The organism is Brenneria populi, from assembly GCF_036016195.1.
Classification (GTDB): domain Bacteria; phylum Pseudomonadota; class Gammaproteobacteria; order Enterobacterales; family Enterobacteriaceae; genus Brenneria; species Brenneria populi.
The window spans coordinates 214,351-229,388 of record NZ_JAYWTM010000011.1 but is presented as its reverse complement, the minus strand read 5'-3'; the positions used below and the strand labels follow the sequence as shown (position 1 = coordinate 229,388).

The following is a 15,038-nucleotide window of genomic DNA, read 5'->3' as shown; positions in this document are numbered from 1 at the left end:
TGAGCGGTCTTATGATGCGATAACAGAATCAAACTGAGCCTCGCAATAGCGGGGCTTTTTGTTGTAACCAGAAGACGAAGAAGGAAGCACAATGTTTACAGTAAAAACGATCATTGATGGTGTGACCCATATCTGCGAATTACCTAGCGTCACTATTGCCTATCCAGACTCAGAGCGATTCGGGGATATATTGAAACAGACCAATGAGCACTCAAATCCCGACTTTGCTATTTGGCTCCCGGCCGTTTATGAAGACGCTGAATGCACTAAAGCCCTGCAGGAAGAAGAGTTGATCGTCAGCGAGCGAGACGGGGTGTTGGATGAGAACGCTATCGCTATCCTGATTGAAGATTTCGAAAGCCCGATCAGCGCTCCGAGAAAAGCATTTGATGGGGTTCGGTATCAGTACATTTATCCCGGCGATCAAGTTTATGTGATGAACTCGCATGGCTCGACGATTGAGGCGGTCAAGTAGGCATTTAGCTGGCATTCACTGAGTGCCTGTGATAATGCTTGAAAAAACTCGTAAGTGCTACAAGATCAATGGTGCCAGTTAATTAGGGCTGGTTCTGATGATGGAGATAGTGATGCTGGAAAAATACAACACATATAGCCGTGAGAGTTTAGACAGACTTGAAGCCGTTAAAGCAGCTTTAGAGATAATTAAGGCTGGCGCTTCAGGGGATAACGTTGGTAGCGTGATCTCTTTTGCTAAAGAAGAAATTTCGAATCTTGCTGATGCGATACAGGCGGCAGTGGACAAGAAAAAATAGCACGTATGACGTGACATCATGCCGCTCTGGATGAAGCGTGACGCTGTTATAGGCGGGTGAGTGGTGCAGAGGATTATACCCAGTCGCTCATGGGTTCGAATTCCTTTCTTATTACCACTTTTAGCCCTGGCATCCGCCGGGGCTTTTTGTTTGGATAAGGACTGTATATGCCTGGGCTTAAAGAGTTGTCGGCAGAACTACGGCGTATTAGAAAGCAAATCCCGTTTGCCACCGCCCAAGCATTAACCAGTGTAGCTCGTAAGATTCAGTCAGCACAAAAGACCGCATTCCAGCGAAATCTGGAAAACCCAACACCATTTACTGTTAACTCGCTCGGCTCTGTCGGTGCTCGAAAGGACAACTTACACGCGAGGGTATTTGTTCGTGACATTGCGGCCAGTTACCTCGAACCATTTGAGTTCGGCGGCACGCATAAGTTGAACAGCAAAGCCTTGCTCAATCCCAAAAACATTAAGCTGAACAAATACGGCAACCTGACGCGTAACAAAATGGCGCAGCTCAAGGCCAAGCCTGATGTGTTTATTGGTGAGGTTGATGGTGTTAATGGTGTATGGCAGCGCCGCAAGGCAAAGAAAGTTAAGAAGGGCAAGAAGCGTCAAAAGCGTTCGGCAAATGGCACACGCCGCCCTCGTCAGAAAATGCCAGCACCGAAGCTGCTAATCCAGTTTGGCGATGCGTTACCAGTTAAACCCACACTGGGCTATATGGACAGGGCTAACACGATGGCCGCTGCGTTGATGCCGAGTGAGTTGAGTAAGGCGATAGCCGAGGCGATGAGGACCGCGAAATGATGGCAATAAATGACAATGATTATCATCTACATAAAAATGGGTCCTTCCTGACACTTTTGTAAAGCACGGGCATTGCGCGCCCCGTTTTTTCACTAGCTATGAAGTTTTGAAATTTGGGTAACAACCTTCCCAGGGTAACAACATGAACCAGTCCGATTTTGCGAAACTCCATGGCGTCAGCCGAAAGACCGTAACCGCCTGGAAGGCCCGCGGCTGGCTGGTTTTGGACGGAGAAGAGATTGACGTCGACGCGTCAAATTCCAACATTGAGCGTTTCCGAAAAACTGTTACCCGACCCGAAAAAAAACCAGTGGGTAACACCAAAGGTAACAAGAAAGGTAACAATCAGGGTAACAAGTCGGGTAACAAACAAGGTAACACTGTCGAGGGTAACAAATCGCCCGAGGACACCCCGGCAAAGATCGTTGAGCGGATGATCGCCGAACGCGGTGTAACGATGACGCTCGATGAAGCCAGGACGATGAAGGAAAACTTTTTGGCCCTGCTGACCCAATTGGAATACGACATCAAATCCGGTCAGGTGCTGCCGTACCAGGACATGATCGATGCTGTCCGTAAAGAGTATTCCCGAATGCGTACCCGTCTGATAGCCATTGCACCCGAACACGGCCCCCGCCTGCGCGTGCTGGCTTCCACTTCTACCGATGCGGAGTTTGTCCAGGCACTGCAGGAAGTGGTTCATGAGGCGATGGAGGAGTTGAGTATTGATGCGGCAGATGACAGAGGAGAGGGATAACGCTGCCGCCTGGCTGAATTTCTCGCGGGCCTTGATCAAGGCGCGTCAAGATATCCGTCCCCCGGAGCCGTTGTCGCTGAGCGAGTGGGCCAACCGGTACGCGGTATTGTCGAAGGAAACCAGCGCGCAAACCGGGAAATTCCGGTCATTCGCCTATCAGGACGGCATCATGGATGCCTTTACCGATCCGATCGTCACCCAGGTCACGGTAAAAAAATCGGCTCGCGTCGGCTATACCAAAATCCTCGACCACGTTACGGCCTATTACCTGTCGCACGACCCATCCCCGATCCTGGTGGTGCAGCCACGCGTCGAGGATGCGGAGGACTACAGCAAAACCGAAATCGTGCCGATGCTGCGGGATACGCCTGCGCTGGCGGAGATCTGTCCTGACCCAAAGGCGAAAGACAGCAACCAGACCATCCTGAAAAAAACGTTCGCCAACGGCGCCAACCTGACGCTGACGGGCGCTAACAGTCCCGGCGGTTTTCGGCGCATCACCTGCCGCATTATCCTGTTCGATGAAGTGGATGGCTACCCTGCCGGCGGTGCCGGGATGGAAGGGGACCAGATAGCTCTGGGCATCAAGCGATCGGAAACGTTCTGGAATCGCAAAATCGGTGTTGGCTCCACGCCCACAGTGAAGGGAACCAGCCGCATTGATACCGCATTCGAAGATTCAGATCAGCGCTATTACTACGTTCCATGTCCGCACTGCGGCGAGTATCAGGTGCTGGAGTGGGGCGGGCCGGATACGCCCTACGGCATCAAGTGGGAAAAGGATGCCGACGGCAACCACCTGCCGGATACCGCGTACTACGTCTGCCGACACAACGGTTGTGTGATCCATCACAACGAAAAGGCCGCGATGATAAAGCGCGGCGAGTGGCGTGCGACGAAACCGTTTACCGGCAATGCCGGGTTTCATATCTGGGCCGGCTACAGCCTGTTCCCCAATGCGGCCTGGAAATATCTGGCGGCTGAGTGGCTGCGCGTCAAAGATGATCCACTGGCGCGCCAGACGTTCATTAACTTGGTGCTGGGCGAATCGTACGAAGATCGCGGAGAAAAGGCGTTGAGCGAGCGCCGCCTGGCGGAACGCTGCGAGGTCTACCCGGCGGAAGTCCCGGACGGCGTGGCGGTACTCACTGCCGGCGTCGATACTCAGGATGACCGGTTTGAAATTTCAGTGTGGGGCTGGGGAACCAACGAAGAAAGCTGGTCTATCGTGCACGACGTGATTGAGGGCGATCTGGAAACCGCTGAACCCTGGCTGCGCCTGGATGCCTATCTGCAACAGATATGGCGGCGAGCTGACGGGCGCGGGCTTACCCTGATGGCGGTCTGCATGGACTCCGGCGGACACCATACCCAGAAGGTGTACGAATTTGCAAAGGAAAGGCTGGGACGGCGCATCTGGGCTATTAAGGGCGAATCGGCACGCGGTGGGCAGCGCTCCCCGGTGTGGCCGACGAAGCGGCCGACATCTCGGAGTAAGTCTCAGTTTCGTCCGATCATACTCGGGGTTAATGCGGCGAAAGACGCCATTCGTAGTCGCCTGCATATCGAACTGCCGGATGATTATGCGCCGGGCAATCCAGTGGCCGGCTACATGCATTTTCCCGTTGATCGCGATCTCAACTATTTCGGCCAGTTGCTGGCGGAACGGTCTGTGATGAAAACCTCCGGCGGTCGGCGCTATCGCATATGGGAGCAGTTACCGGGCCGCGCTAACGAGGCGTTGGATTGCCTAGTATACGCTTACGCTGCGTTATGCGGACTGCTGTTCTTCGGACTGAAACTCAACGTGATGGCGGCTAACCAGCAGAAAGACCCGTCTTCACTGCTGCCGCCACCGACAGAGCCGGAGGAAAAACAGAATCTACGCCTTCCCGGCGTCACCATTAAAACCCCGGATAAACCGGCGCCGAAATCGCTGCACAGGCGACTGGCTCACTAACGAGGCTCCTTTATGTTCGACCCCAACTCCAGTCTATTGGCTGGTGCGATGACTCGCGCCCAGTTGCTGGCCGCACTCACCACTGCACAACAGGCATACATAGAGTTGTCTTCCGGCGCCAAGGGGGTGTCGTTTTCCTATGCGCAGGGCGACGGCACGCGATCGGTGACGTATCAGCAAACGGACATCGGGCAACTGATGTCCCTGATCCAACTGTTACAGGCACAACTGGGCATCGTGAAACGTCCGCGCCGGACGTTAAGGTTTCGGTACTGATGAATGAAATTCGAATTCTGGGCGCTGATGGTCGGCCTCTGCCAACTTCCGGAGGCCCACGCCGTTCCGCGTTGAACGGAAGCGGACGTGTTCCTTACGATGCAGCCGATTCGTTCAGCGACCAGTTGGCAAACTGGCAGCCGGCGCTGTGGTCCCCGGACAACGAGATCAATATCTATCGTGACCGAATCGTCTCTCGCGTCCGGGATATGGTGCGCAACGATGGCTGGGCCGCCGGCAGCGTTACCCGCATTCTCGATTCTGCTGTGGGGGCGACGTTTCGGCCGCTGGCAAAAGCTGATTACCGCGCGTTACAGATGATGAGCGGGGTTAAGGGGTTTGATGCCGCATGGGCAGATGAATATGGGCGAGCCATTGAGGCCGCATGGCGGCGCTGGGCGAATGATCCCGGACGTTACTGCGATGTTGAGCGTAAGAAAACCGTTTCGCAGATCCTACGCATTGGGTTTCGCCACAAGCTGATCGACGGCGACACACTGGCAGTGATGCAATACCGTACTGACAGGCTGGGAACGGGCAAAGCTCGATATGCGACTACGGTGCAATTAATTGACCCCGATCGCCTGAGCAATCCCCAGGAGCAGTTCGATATGCCTAACGTTCGCGGCGGCGTGGAAATCGACGCCGACGGTGCGCCGGTGGCCTATCACATCCGCAAGGCACACATCGGAGACTGGTGGAGCGGTGAGAAAACCATGACGTGGGACCGCATCGAGCGGGAAACCTCATGGGGTCGCCCGATCGTCATCCATGACTTTGACGGCGACCGGGCGACTCAGCATCGCGGAACCAGCATGTTCACCCCCATTGTACAGCGCCTGAAAATGCTGACGAAGTACGACCAGACGGAACTGGAAGCGGCGATCCTGAATGCCGTTTTCGGCGCCTACGTTACATCGCCCTATGACCCGCGTCTGTTCGAAGATGGACTGCGGCAGGATGATGTGCTCGCCTATCAGGATATGCGCACCGATTTTCATAACGATCATCGCATTTCACTGCATGGCGGCGCGAAGATGCCAATTCTGCCGCCGGGCGAGACTATCACGACCGTCGATGCTTCACGGCCGAACAGTAACTTTGCCGCGTTTGAAAGTGCAGTGTTACGTAACTGTGCGGCAGCCACGGGCATTTCAACCCAGCAACTTACGCAGGACTGGAGCGACGTTAATTACAGTTCGGCCCGCGCTGCCATGCTGGAGGCGTGGAAAACCCTGACGCGCCGGCGTGAGGATTTTGCGGCCGGGTTTGCGCAACCGATCTTGTCCTGTTTTATCGAAGAGCTCCACTCTTTGGGAGAGGTTCCGCTCCCTGCCGGAGCACCGGATTTTCTTGAGGCGCGCGCGGAATATGTGCGCGCCAAGTGGATGGGGCCTGGTCGTGGTTGGGTTGATCCGGTTGCAGAAAAGAAAGGTGCCATCCTGGGACTTGAAGCGGGCATGTCCACATTAGAAAAAGAAGTGGCTGAAAATGACGGCGAGGACTGGGAAGAGGTGATGGACCAGCGCGCTCGGGAAATTGAAGCCTGTAAAGAGCGCGGATTGCCGTTGCCGTCATGGGCGCAGGCAAACGAATTCGCCAGTGACACAATCAAGGAGCCGGAGGCATAGTGAATTTACCCCATTTGGCGCAGCGGCTGTTTAATACTCCGCTGGCGCTGCATCCCCGAAAAGCCGAAGTGGTTATGACCGCATTGGCCGAGCGGATGGGCATTAGCAAGATACAGTCGAATGCCGCGTTCCTGGGTGACGGACTGGAGTTTGAGCGCGAGGGGCGCGACTGCGGCTATGACGTACTGGAGGGCGTCGCCGTCATCCCGGTATACGGCACGCTGGTGCAAAAACTCGGTTCGCTGCGCCCTTGGAGTGGCATGACCGGTTATGACGGCATCCGCCGCTGTTTCCTGACGGCAATGAATGATCCGGAAGTTCGGGCCATCTGCCTGGATATCGACTCCCCCGGCGGAGAGGTGGCCGGCTGCTTTGACCTAGTGGACACCCTTTACGGCGCCCGCGGCGAAAAACCAATCCATGCCATCTTGACCGAAAGCGCATACTCCGCAGCGTATGCCATCGCCAGCGCCGCAGACAAAATCATTGTGCCGCGCACCGGTGGCGTCGGCTCTGTCGGCGTCATCGTCATCCATTGTGACTGGTCTCAGGCCATCGCGGACGATGGGGTCAATGTCACTATCGTGACCTACGGATCGCGCAAGGCGGAAACGAATCCGTATAAGCCGCTGACCGATGAGGCGTTGGCATCTATTCAGGCCGAGGTCGACGAGGTCGGAAAACTTTTTGTGTCCACGGTATCTCGGAACCGTGGCATATCGGAATCAGCAATACGAGATACACAGGCCGCCACCTTCCTGTCATCTGAGGGAGTCCGCATCGGTCTGGCTGACGAAGTGAAAGCGCCCGATGCAGCCTTTCGTGATTTATTAAAAACCATAGGAAACTGACATGAGCAATAAATTCAGCTTTGCGCACCTACTCGGTCGATCCGCCTCTGCCAAAGTGGAAGAGGATGACGAGAAGGAAGAAAGTAAGAAATCCAAAGCCCGCAAGGCCGAGGATGAAGAAGACAAGAAGGACGCCGAAGAGGACGACCAGGACGACACTGACGCGAAAGAGGATGAAAAGGACGATCCGGACGCCGAAGATGACGACGACGAAAAGGACGCGGAAGACGATGGGGATGATGACGGTGATGACGAAGACGACTCAAAGGCCAAAAAAGCCGGGCGTCGCGCTGAACGTCAGCGCTGTGCAAAAATATTCGGCAGCAAGCATGCCGCGGCAAATCCGGCACTGGCCGCCTCTCTGGCGTTCAATACTGGCATGAGCTCTAAAGCAGCGATCCAGGTGATGGCCTCATCTGGTACGTCCCCTGCTCCGGCGCGCGTCACGCTCGATCAGCGCATGGCGTCGGTCAAAAACCATCAGTTGGGGGTGGACGCCAAGCCCGCCGACAAATCAACCAAATCAGGGCTGGCTGCAGCCATGTCCAGCCTCTACAGTAAAACGAAAGGGGGTAAATAATGGCGACGCTAAACGAATATGGGCAAAACGCCTGGGGGCCGTTGTATCGTCAGGATACGTTTATCCCCGACCAACTGATTGCGGGTCCACTTCAACTTGTGACCGACACCATAACCATTTTAACCGGCGCCACGGCGACGTATAAGCGCGGCACGGTATTAGGGCGGATCACGGCGTCGGGTAAATATACGCTGAGCCTGTCCACTGCAACGGACGGAAGCGAGGATCCGGTCGCCATTCTTGTCGATGATGTCGACGCCACTGCCGCGGACGTGACTGCGGGGATTTACGTGATGGGCGAGTTTAACGCCACTCGTATCACGTACGATGATTCCTGGACGCTGGCCGACCTCAAAGTCGCGCTGCGCCCGCACACTATTTTCCTGAAAGATGTTGTCGATGCGCCGGTAACCGTCGCTACCGAATAAATTCCCTTCAACGCCTGAATCCATGCTCTCACGGGTAGGGGTTTTCGCTTTTAAAATTCAGAGAGAAACAAACATGGCTGAACCGAATATTTTTGATACCGGGGTGCTGGTGCAGGTTGTACCTAATCTTATCACCTCACAAAACTGGCTGTTGGACCGGTTTTTCCCCAACGTAGTGACCAGCGATACCGAATTCGTCAGCATTGATGTGGATGTGGGGCTACGTCGTATGGCACCGTTCTGCTCACCGCTGGTGGAGGGGAAATTGGTGGAAAGCCGCCGCTACCAGACCAACACCTTTCGCCCCGCATATATCAAGGACAAGCGCGCACCTGATCTGCGCAAGCCCATCAAGCGCCAGATCGGCGAGCGTATCGGCGGGGAGTACACCGCCGCTCAGCGCGAGATGCTGAACATCCAGTTCGAGATGGAAGATCAGATCGATATCCTGAATCGCCGCCTGGAGTGGATGGCCGCAAGCGCTATGGTTTCCGGGGCAGTCACTATTGCTGGCGATGGATTTGAAACGACGGTGGTGGATTTCGGACGAGACAGCGCACTAACGATTGCCCTGTCGGGGAGCGATCTGTGGCCTACGTCCGTATCCGCCGGTGCCACGAACACCTTGCCTTCTGAAAACATTGAAGAATGGCAAACGCTGGTACTTCAGAAGTCAGGCGCAGTGCCCACCGACTTGGTATTCACCAATAAGTCATGGAAGGCATTTCGACTGGATACCTCCATTAAAGACAACGCCATTACGTTCCCCGCCCTAAGCCCGTTCGGCAATCAAATCGATGCAGGCGCGCGCATCCAGAAGGGGGCGGTATATAAAGGGCGTTGGGGGCAGTTCGATCTGTGGGTGTATAACGACTGGGTTATCGATCCCGTCACCGGTGTCGAAAAACCGATGATCCCCGACGGGTCTGTCATCATGAGCGGTGCCGACCTGATGGGAACCCGTGCATTTGGCGCTATCATCGATCCGGAATTCAACTACGGGCCGATGGCCTACGCCCCGAAAACGTGGGTCAATCCCGACCCGGCGCAGCGTTTCCTGATGATGCAGTCCTCGCCGATTGTCATCCCCAGCCGCGTTAACGCGGCCCTGTGCGCGACGGTGGTGGAATGATGGTAAAAAAAACCGAAGAGTCAACCCCATCTCAGGAGGAAACGGGGAATGAGGAGGAAACCGCCGCGATCGCTGTCGTGGTGCTCAAGGGGAAAACCGTGAAATACAACGGTGCCACTTATGAGGCTACCAACCGTCTGGAAGTATCTGAATCGGACGCTGTTCGGCTGGAAAAGTTGGGTTTCGTAGCCCGCCAGGATGCCCTGGTTGCCGTCGCTGCGGAGAAATCCGAGTCGGCCGTAAAAATTACGGTGTCTGACGGCGTGAAAATCACGCAGGGGTAACCTATGCCGGTGAACTGGGATATCAACCTGCTGCAACCGCTGCAAAACGTCTTTGGTGAGACGGTGAACTACCGTCCGACGGGTGCGGAGGCATACGACATTACAGGTATTTTTGATCGTGCCTACACCCGCGATGTTGAACCTATGGACCCCGGCGATCCGACGGTAAACACCACGCGCCCCGTCCTGGGCGTTCGTGATGCCTCATTCGCTGCCCTGCCGAAAAAGGGGGACCGGGTCTACGTCTACAGAGTAGAAACCCTGTTCGTGGTGAGTGACGTCCAGCCGGACAGCCACGGCGGAATGCGTCTGGAGCTTAATCGCGTGGGGTCATCGTCATGAACGCCGCCGATATTCGAGTGCTGGTAGTTTCCGCCATAAAGGGGAAAACTGACGCAGAAGATCGCGTCTATTCCCCGCGGGATTGGCCGACGTCAGAGGATATGTATCCGATTATTCTCGTGCAAACCCCAATGGACGTAAAGGATTCGCTGGGCCGCAACGCGCCGCAGTTCAACACCGTTACAACGGTGCGGATCACCGGGCGTTTACAGGAGTTGGACGGCGATTTCGATGATGGCGCAACCAAAGCCGAAGTGGCACTGGAAACATTGCGGGAACAAATTGAGCGGGCGGTCATTAACAGTTACGACCTCACCCGTCAGACACAGCAATTCATGCAGGTGCGCTCGACGATTGACATTGACGCCAGCGGCGAGGGGCATCTGGCCCAACTGCTGATGGAAATCGATATCGAATACTACCAGGGCCCCGAGGATTTTTATCCCATCGAAACCCATATGCTGGAGGGCATTGACGTCACCGTCAAGATGCCGGACGGCACCACCGAACCTATCGTAAAAATCGATCTGGAGTAATCCATGAAAGTTAAACCGACCGCCGGGCGCGCTGTACGCGACCCGGTCAAGGGTGTCCTTTTGCCTGAATCCGGCGCCGAGGTGGGAGATTCGCCGTTCTGGCGCCGCCGCCTGCGCGATGGCGATGTGGAGCTGGTGACGGAGAAATCCTCCAGAGCCAAAACTGGAGAAACTGAATAATGGTCTCATTCTCGAAAATTCCCGATCAGATCCGGGTGCCGCTGTTCTATGCGGAGTTTGACAACTCGCAGGCCAATACGGCCACGGCGACCCAGCGGACCCTGATTATCGGGCAAATGCTGGACGGCAGTTCACAGGCGGCGAACGTGCCGGCCGTGTCCGCCGCCGCCAGTACAGCGGCTGGTCTGTATGGAAACGGCTCAATGCTGCATTCGCTGATCACCGCGTACCTGGAAAATGACGCGTCGGCGATTATCCATGTTCTGCCGCTGGCCGACGACACCACATCCATGACGGCGGCGACGGGCACGATCACGGTGGCATCAGCCGCCACGGCAACGGGCGTCATTTCGCTGTACATTGCCGGGCTGCGTGTCCAACTGACCGTTACCGAGTCCGATACGGTAAACGAAATCGCGACCGCGCTGGCCGGAAAAATCAATGCAAAATCGGGTATGCCTGTAACCGCTGTCGCTGTAGCCGCGGTTATCACGCTGACCGCAAAGAACCGCGGTGCCCACGGCAACACTATCGATATTCGCCAGAACTATCAGGGTATCGCCGGCGGGGAATCCACGCCGGCCGGGTTGTCCCTGGCCGTTGTCGCCATGTCCGGCGGTGCGGGCGCGCCCGAGCTGGATGACGCACTGGCGAACCTGGGGGATACGACCTACGACTTTATCGTCAATCCGTATACGGACACCACGTCGCTGGATGCCGTAAAATCGTTCCTGGACGACTCCACCGGCCGCTGGAGCTATAACCAACTGCTCTACGGCCATTCGTTCGGCTGCGTGGCAGGCACCTACGGCGAACTGACTACTATCGGTGAGGCCCGCAATAACCCGCATGAAACCCTGCTGGGCGTTTATGACTCTCCGACACCGCCGTATATCTGGGCGGCTGCATTGGTGGGCGCCATTGCACCTGCGCTGCGCAACGATCCGGGACGTCCGACTCAGACGCTGAACATTTCCGGCGTACTGGCACCGTCGTCGGAAAGCCGTTTCGAATGGACCGAGCGCAATAATCTGCTGTTCAGCGGCATCTCAACGTTTACCGTTGCCAACGATGATTCCGTGCAGGTGGAAAACACTATCACCACGTATCGGAGCAACAGCTACGGCGAGGAGGATGACAGCTATCTGCAGATCGAAACTTTGTACCTGCTGGCGTTTGTCACCCGCTACATGAAAACCCAAATCACCTCCAAGTTCCCGCGCATGAAACTGGCGGCCAATGGCACGCGATTTGCGCCGGGGCAGGCGATTGTGACGCCGAACATCATCCGGGCAGAGCTGATAGCGCAGTACACCACGCTGGAAGCCAACGGCTATGTGCAGGATGTGGACGGGTTCTCCGACGGGCTGATCGTAGAGCAGGACGGCCGCAACCCGAACCGGGTTAATGTGCTGTGGGATGGCGTACTGATCAACCAGTTACGTATTTTCGCTGTTCTCAACCAGTTCCGGCTACAAGCGTCGGCGTAAGGAGTAAAACATGGCAGATACATCGAATCGCCTCGCCGGTACCGCGTATGTCACGGTGGACGGCGTGAGCATTATGGTCGCGGGCCAGTTTCAGTATCGTCCGTCCGGCGTAGAGCGTACCTCGCTGGTGGGAATGGATGGGGTGCATGGGTACAGCGAAAAACCCACCGTAGGGTTTATTTCCATTCAGGTGCGCGACGGCGGCGGCGCAAAAGTGGAGGACTTCAACGGCATGACAAATGTTACGGTCACCGCTGAACTGGCGAACGGCAAAACCATCATTGGCACCGGGTTGTGGTCGGTCAACACCCAGGATGTCGAATCGGAAAACGCAACGTTTACGCTCCGCTTCGAGGGCGGCAGTGTGAAGGAGTATTAATATGCTGGAAAAAACGAAAACCATCACCCTGTCGAAGGCGCTGGAAGACAAGACGCAGAAAACCGCGTGGGAGCAGATCGAGCTGCGTGAGCCGGCATTGCTGGAGGTCGAGCAGTTTTATGACAAGGAATCCAAATCCTCCCCTCTGGCTGCCATGCGGCTGCTCATCTCCCTGGTTTCCGGTATCCCTGAGTCAGTGCTGGGGCGGATGGCGTTTACCGATTACCGTGCCTGTGAGGGCTATTTACTGGGTTTTTTGACATACGGGAAATAGAGGAATGGCGGCAACTGGCCGCTGATGTTACCTACTATTTCCGCTGGGAACCGCATGTTGCCTGGGGCATGTCCCGTGCTTGTTTGGAGTGGTGGGAGTCCCAGGGCAGGCGCATCAAAAATATAAGGGCTGGCAATGGCTAACGCATTTGATTTTCAACTTAACGCTGATGACAAGGCGTCTGCGGCGATCATTCGCATTGAAGATGCTATTCGCCACCTTAATCCCCAACTGGACAAAACCCGTGAGGGATTAAAGTTGGGCGGCAACGACTCCGCGGACGGTGTGAGCAAAATCAATAAGGTGATCGACGGCCTGGGAAAGTCGGCAAAAGACAGCGTTCAACACATCGGCGATATCGTCCCGCCGCTGAAAATGGTCGGCGAGTTGGCCGGGAAATACTCTGGCATGGCGTTGAAGTTCGGCGCGGTGGGTGCTGCGGCCTACGGGATTGGGAAAGGAGTTGCGGCGGCGGCGGCCGGCTTGCGTCATGCGGCAGAAGGAGCCAACCGCCTGGACGTAGCCGCGAAGAATGCAGGGATGCGCGTGGATGATTTTTCCCGCATTTCCGGTGCGTTGCAAATTGTAGGAGCGGATGCGCAGTCAGCAAATGCGGCTGTTGAGGGGTTTTCCAAAAAGCTTTATGACGCTACACACGGAGATGCGCCAGAGGTGATTGGTGTATTCAATCGGCTTGGCGTTCAGATCGCGAAAACGAAAGACGGCACGATTGATGTTGTGAAAACGTTCGAGGATTTGGCGCGCGTGATACCGACGCTTAACCCTCAAGACCAGAAATCGGCCGCCGATCTGCTGGGATTCGGTGAACACGAACTGGCATTGTTGCGGCGTGGCGCCGAGTACAAGGAGTTATTGACGAAGTCGGACAACTTCGGCCTGACGATGGACCCGGCGCTCAACGATCAGTTGACCGACGCCAACGCGGCCATGAATGAGCTATCTGCTTCTTGGGATGGGTTTAAGCAAAAGGTGGCAAATACTCTCTGGTCGGCACTATTGTCTGATGGTTCAGTAAAAGATGGCATTGAGGGGATATCGGATTTTCTGACCAATGGTGACACCATTGGTTTTAACCATATGTTGGGCATCACTCGCAGTGACTCCGCTAAGACGCTGCGAGAAATTGAAGGTAATAAAGAATTTTATAATTCCCTGCCGTGGGATGAACAGGGTAGCGTTAATGTTGGTTACCTGACCGATAATGTCAAAAACAAATACGAACAGTGGAATCGCCCGGTCAATGCCGCCATACAATTGCAGCGAGACATTTACGCTGCGACACATCCCCGGTATTCCCCCGGTACGAACCAGAACGAACAGGCGTGGCTGTCTCAAATGGAGGGGAAATACAAGCTACCGTCCGGTGTTCTGGATAAGATATACGACGCTGAATCCAGCCGTGGTCGGTTTTTACATTCTCCAGCAGGGGCTCAGGGGCCATTTCAGTTCATGCCCGCCACAGGGCGCGATTATGGGCTGAATACGCAGGCCGATAGGATGGATTTCAAGAAGTCCAGCGAAGCCGCTGCGAAGTATTTTCGTGATCTGCTAAAAATGTTTGATGGTGATGTGGCGAAAGCAGTAGCGTCCTACAACTGGGGGCAAGGTAACGTGTCGAAGTATGGACTTGGACGAGCCCCTGCGGAAACGCGGGGTTATCTCGCAAAAGTGATGCCTGGACTGCCGCTAAATCATCCCGTTGAAAATAGTGCCGGCGGGACGTTTAACCGGGAATCTCTGTTTAGTGGGGGCGGGTCGGTATCCGAAATCTCTCAGCAGGTGGAAAACGGTGTTCGTGCAGGCATGGTGGATAGCAAAACCCAGGTGGAAGTCACGCTGATAAACCAGAATACCGGAGATCGGCAGACAGTTACCGGCCAGGGGGCGAAGGTGTCCACCTCTCTGCCGTGGTAAACATTTTTCCATTTCTGCCGATAACTTTGCAATAAGTTGGAGATATCTTTGTATCGAAGAGTGCAAATTAAATAAGGGAAAAATATGTTTGCAATAGCTGCTATTCTTGGTTTGGCTTTTGGTGCAGTGGCATATAGAAAGGGATATTCATTGTTTTTCTGGTGGTTATATGGATTTGTTGTTTTTATCCTTCCTACTTTTTTATTTGGGCCGATAGTTGGGATAGTTATTTATTTTGTCGTTTTGATTATTCTTTATTTTAAAAACCCTAACCCAAGAAAATTTAAGAAATGCGATAGTTGCGCAGAGATTGTTAGGATTGAAGCTGTGAAATGTAAACATTGTGGTGGGGATTTGCCTCATACCAGATAAACGTATCTCACAAATAAATTGAACCCCTCCAGTAGGGGTTTTTTTA

20 protein-coding genes are annotated in these 15,038 nt (G+C 55.0%); all 20 read left to right on the top strand.

Translation table 11 applies throughout. The annotated features are described in order from the left end of the window. The first annotated feature begins 91 nt into the window (after window positions 1-91). The 20 genes from VSX58_RS13830 to VSX58_RS13735 all read left to right on the top strand — a co-directional run bounded on the left by VSX58_RS13830 (window position 92) and on the right by VSX58_RS13735 (window position 14,992). Complete coding sequence (locus VSX58_RS13830) at window positions 92-475, top strand: hypothetical protein (protein WP_327618599.1); 384 nt, start codon at window positions 92-94, stop codon at window positions 473-475. A gap of 112 nt (window positions 476-587) precedes the next feature. Continuing rightward, window positions 588-773, top strand: coding sequence for a hypothetical protein (locus VSX58_RS13825; protein ID WP_327618598.1), 186 nt, complete (start codon window positions 588-590; stop codon window positions 771-773). A 167-nt stretch (window positions 774-940) separates the two neighbouring features. Continuing rightward, on the top strand, window positions 941-1,585 hold the full coding sequence (locus tag VSX58_RS13820; RefSeq protein ID WP_327618597.1) for a hypothetical protein: 645 nt from the start codon (window positions 941-943) through the stop codon (window positions 1,583-1,585). 142 nt (window positions 1,586-1,727) lie between these two features. Beyond that, on the top strand, window positions 1,728-2,342 hold the full coding sequence (locus tag VSX58_RS13815; protein WP_327618596.1) for an RNA polymerase subunit sigma-70: 615 nt from the start codon (window positions 1,728-1,730) through the stop codon (window positions 2,340-2,342). Beyond that, a complete protein-coding gene (locus VSX58_RS13810) occupies window positions 2,314-4,302 on the top strand; it encodes a phage terminase large subunit family protein (protein ID WP_327618595.1) in 1,989 nt (662 codons plus the stop codon). Before VSX58_RS13815 ends, VSX58_RS13810 begins: the two co-directional genes overlap by 29 nt. Before the next feature lie 12 nt (window positions 4,303-4,314). Beyond that, window positions 4,315-4,578, top strand: a complete 264-nt coding sequence (gene gpW, locus VSX58_RS13805; protein ID WP_327618594.1) for a gpW family head-tail joining protein — start codon at window positions 4,315-4,317, stop codon at window positions 4,576-4,578. Continuing rightward, window positions 4,578-6,209 (top strand): phage portal protein, encoded by a 1,632-nt coding sequence (locus VSX58_RS13800; protein WP_327618593.1) that lies wholly within the window; start codon window positions 4,578-4,580, stop codon window positions 6,207-6,209. The genes gpW and VSX58_RS13800 overlap by 1 nt, the downstream gene beginning before the upstream one ends. After that, entirely contained in the window at window positions 6,209-7,060 is an 852-nt protein-coding gene (locus VSX58_RS13795) for a S49 family peptidase (protein WP_327618592.1), read from the top strand. The genes VSX58_RS13800 and VSX58_RS13795 overlap by 1 nt, the downstream gene beginning before the upstream one ends. A 1-nt stretch (window position 7,061) precedes the next feature. Next, on the top strand, window positions 7,062-7,640 hold the full coding sequence (locus VSX58_RS13790; protein ID WP_327618591.1) for a hypothetical protein: 579 nt from the start codon (window positions 7,062-7,064) through the stop codon (window positions 7,638-7,640). Next, window positions 7,640-8,068: a head decoration protein gene (locus VSX58_RS13785; protein WP_327618590.1), complete on the top strand. Its 429-nt coding sequence runs from the start codon at window positions 7,640-7,642 to the stop codon at window positions 8,066-8,068. The genes VSX58_RS13790 and VSX58_RS13785 overlap by 1 nt, the downstream gene beginning before the upstream one ends. A 73-nt stretch (window positions 8,069-8,141) precedes the next feature. Beyond that, window positions 8,142-9,200, top strand: coding sequence for a major capsid protein (locus VSX58_RS13780; protein ID WP_327618589.1), 1,059 nt, complete (start codon window positions 8,142-8,144; stop codon window positions 9,198-9,200). Next, the gene (locus VSX58_RS13775) at window positions 9,197-9,484 is read left to right on the top strand and encodes a hypothetical protein (protein ID WP_327618588.1); all 288 of its coding nucleotides are present in this window, start codon (window positions 9,197-9,199) and stop codon (window positions 9,482-9,484) included. Before VSX58_RS13780 ends, VSX58_RS13775 begins: the two co-directional genes overlap by 4 nt. A 3-nt stretch (window positions 9,485-9,487) precedes the next feature. Then, window positions 9,488-9,826: a head-tail joining protein gene (locus tag VSX58_RS13770; protein WP_327618587.1), complete on the top strand. Its 339-nt coding sequence runs from the start codon at window positions 9,488-9,490 to the stop codon at window positions 9,824-9,826. Further along, window positions 9,823-10,362 (top strand): ATP-binding protein, encoded by a 540-nt coding sequence (locus VSX58_RS13765; protein ID WP_327618586.1) that lies wholly within the window; start codon window positions 9,823-9,825, stop codon window positions 10,360-10,362. The genes VSX58_RS13770 and VSX58_RS13765 overlap by 4 nt, the downstream gene beginning before the upstream one ends. Before the next feature lie 3 nt (window positions 10,363-10,365). Beyond that, window positions 10,366-10,542 carry a DUF2635 domain-containing protein gene (locus VSX58_RS13760; protein ID WP_327618585.1) on the top strand — a complete coding sequence of 59 codons (177 nt, stop codon included), beginning with the start codon at window positions 10,366-10,368 and terminating at the stop codon, window positions 10,540-10,542. Then, window positions 10,539-12,032, top strand: a complete 1,494-nt coding sequence (locus VSX58_RS13755; protein WP_327618607.1) for a phage tail sheath subtilisin-like domain-containing protein — start codon at window positions 10,539-10,541, stop codon at window positions 12,030-12,032. The genes VSX58_RS13760 and VSX58_RS13755 overlap by 4 nt, the downstream gene beginning before the upstream one ends. A 10-nt stretch (window positions 12,033-12,042) precedes the next feature. After that, window positions 12,043-12,411, top strand: a complete 369-nt coding sequence (locus VSX58_RS13750) for a phage tail tube protein (RefSeq protein WP_327618584.1) — start codon at window positions 12,043-12,045, stop codon at window positions 12,409-12,411. A gap of 1 nt (window position 12,412) precedes the next feature. After that, the gene (locus tag VSX58_RS13745) at window positions 12,413-12,685 is read left to right on the top strand and encodes a phage tail assembly protein (protein ID WP_327618583.1); all 273 of its coding nucleotides are present in this window, start codon (window positions 12,413-12,415) and stop codon (window positions 12,683-12,685) included. 135 nt (window positions 12,686-12,820) lie between these two features. Continuing rightward, complete coding sequence (locus tag VSX58_RS13740) at window positions 12,821-14,620, top strand: lytic transglycosylase domain-containing protein (protein ID WP_327618582.1); 1,800 nt, start codon at window positions 12,821-12,823, stop codon at window positions 14,618-14,620. Between the two features lie 84 nt (window positions 14,621-14,704). Continuing rightward, the gene (locus VSX58_RS13735) at window positions 14,705-14,992 is read left to right on the top strand and encodes a zinc ribbon domain-containing protein (protein WP_327618581.1); all 288 of its coding nucleotides are present in this window, start codon (window positions 14,705-14,707) and stop codon (window positions 14,990-14,992) included. Window positions 14,993-15,038 lie beyond the last annotated feature (46 nt).

Coding starts and splice junctions, on each gene's coding strand:
- VSX58_RS13765 (WP_327618586.1), top strand. CDS start 9,823: ATGAACGCCGCCGATATTCGAGTGCTGGTAGTTTCCGCCATAAAGGGG.
- gpW (WP_327618594.1), top strand. CDS start 4,315: ATGTTCGACCCCAACTCCAGTCTATTGGCTGGTGCGATGACTCGCGCC.
- VSX58_RS13775 (WP_327618588.1), top strand. CDS start 9,197: ATGATGGTAAAAAAAACCGAAGAGTCAACCCCATCTCAGGAGGAAACG.
- VSX58_RS13830 (WP_327618599.1), top strand. CDS start 92: ATGTTTACAGTAAAAACGATCATTGATGGTGTGACCCATATCTGCGAA.
- VSX58_RS13745 (WP_327618583.1), top strand. CDS start 12,413: ATGCTGGAAAAAACGAAAACCATCACCCTGTCGAAGGCGCTGGAAGAC.
- VSX58_RS13760 (WP_327618585.1), top strand. CDS start 10,366: ATGAAAGTTAAACCGACCGCCGGGCGCGCTGTACGCGACCCGGTCAAG.
- VSX58_RS13750 (WP_327618584.1), top strand. CDS start 12,043: ATGGCAGATACATCGAATCGCCTCGCCGGTACCGCGTATGTCACGGTG.
- VSX58_RS13740 (WP_327618582.1), top strand. CDS start 12,821: ATGGCTAACGCATTTGATTTTCAACTTAACGCTGATGACAAGGCGTCT.
- VSX58_RS13815 (WP_327618596.1), top strand. CDS start 1,728: ATGAACCAGTCCGATTTTGCGAAACTCCATGGCGTCAGCCGAAAGACC.
- VSX58_RS13785 (WP_327618590.1), top strand. CDS start 7,640: ATGGCGACGCTAAACGAATATGGGCAAAACGCCTGGGGGCCGTTGTAT.
- VSX58_RS13770 (WP_327618587.1), top strand. CDS start 9,488: ATGCCGGTGAACTGGGATATCAACCTGCTGCAACCGCTGCAAAACGTC.
- VSX58_RS13810 (WP_327618595.1), top strand. CDS start 2,314: ATGCGGCAGATGACAGAGGAGAGGGATAACGCTGCCGCCTGGCTGAAT.
- VSX58_RS13790 (WP_327618591.1), top strand. CDS start 7,062: ATGAGCAATAAATTCAGCTTTGCGCACCTACTCGGTCGATCCGCCTCT.
- VSX58_RS13820 (WP_327618597.1), top strand. CDS start 941: ATGCCTGGGCTTAAAGAGTTGTCGGCAGAACTACGGCGTATTAGAAAG.
- VSX58_RS13800 (WP_327618593.1), top strand. CDS start 4,578: ATGAATGAAATTCGAATTCTGGGCGCTGATGGTCGGCCTCTGCCAACT.
- VSX58_RS13780 (WP_327618589.1), top strand. CDS start 8,142: ATGGCTGAACCGAATATTTTTGATACCGGGGTGCTGGTGCAGGTTGTA.
- VSX58_RS13825 (WP_327618598.1), top strand. CDS start 588: ATGCTGGAAAAATACAACACATATAGCCGTGAGAGTTTAGACAGACTT.
- VSX58_RS13735 (WP_327618581.1), top strand. CDS start 14,705: ATGTTTGCAATAGCTGCTATTCTTGGTTTGGCTTTTGGTGCAGTGGCA.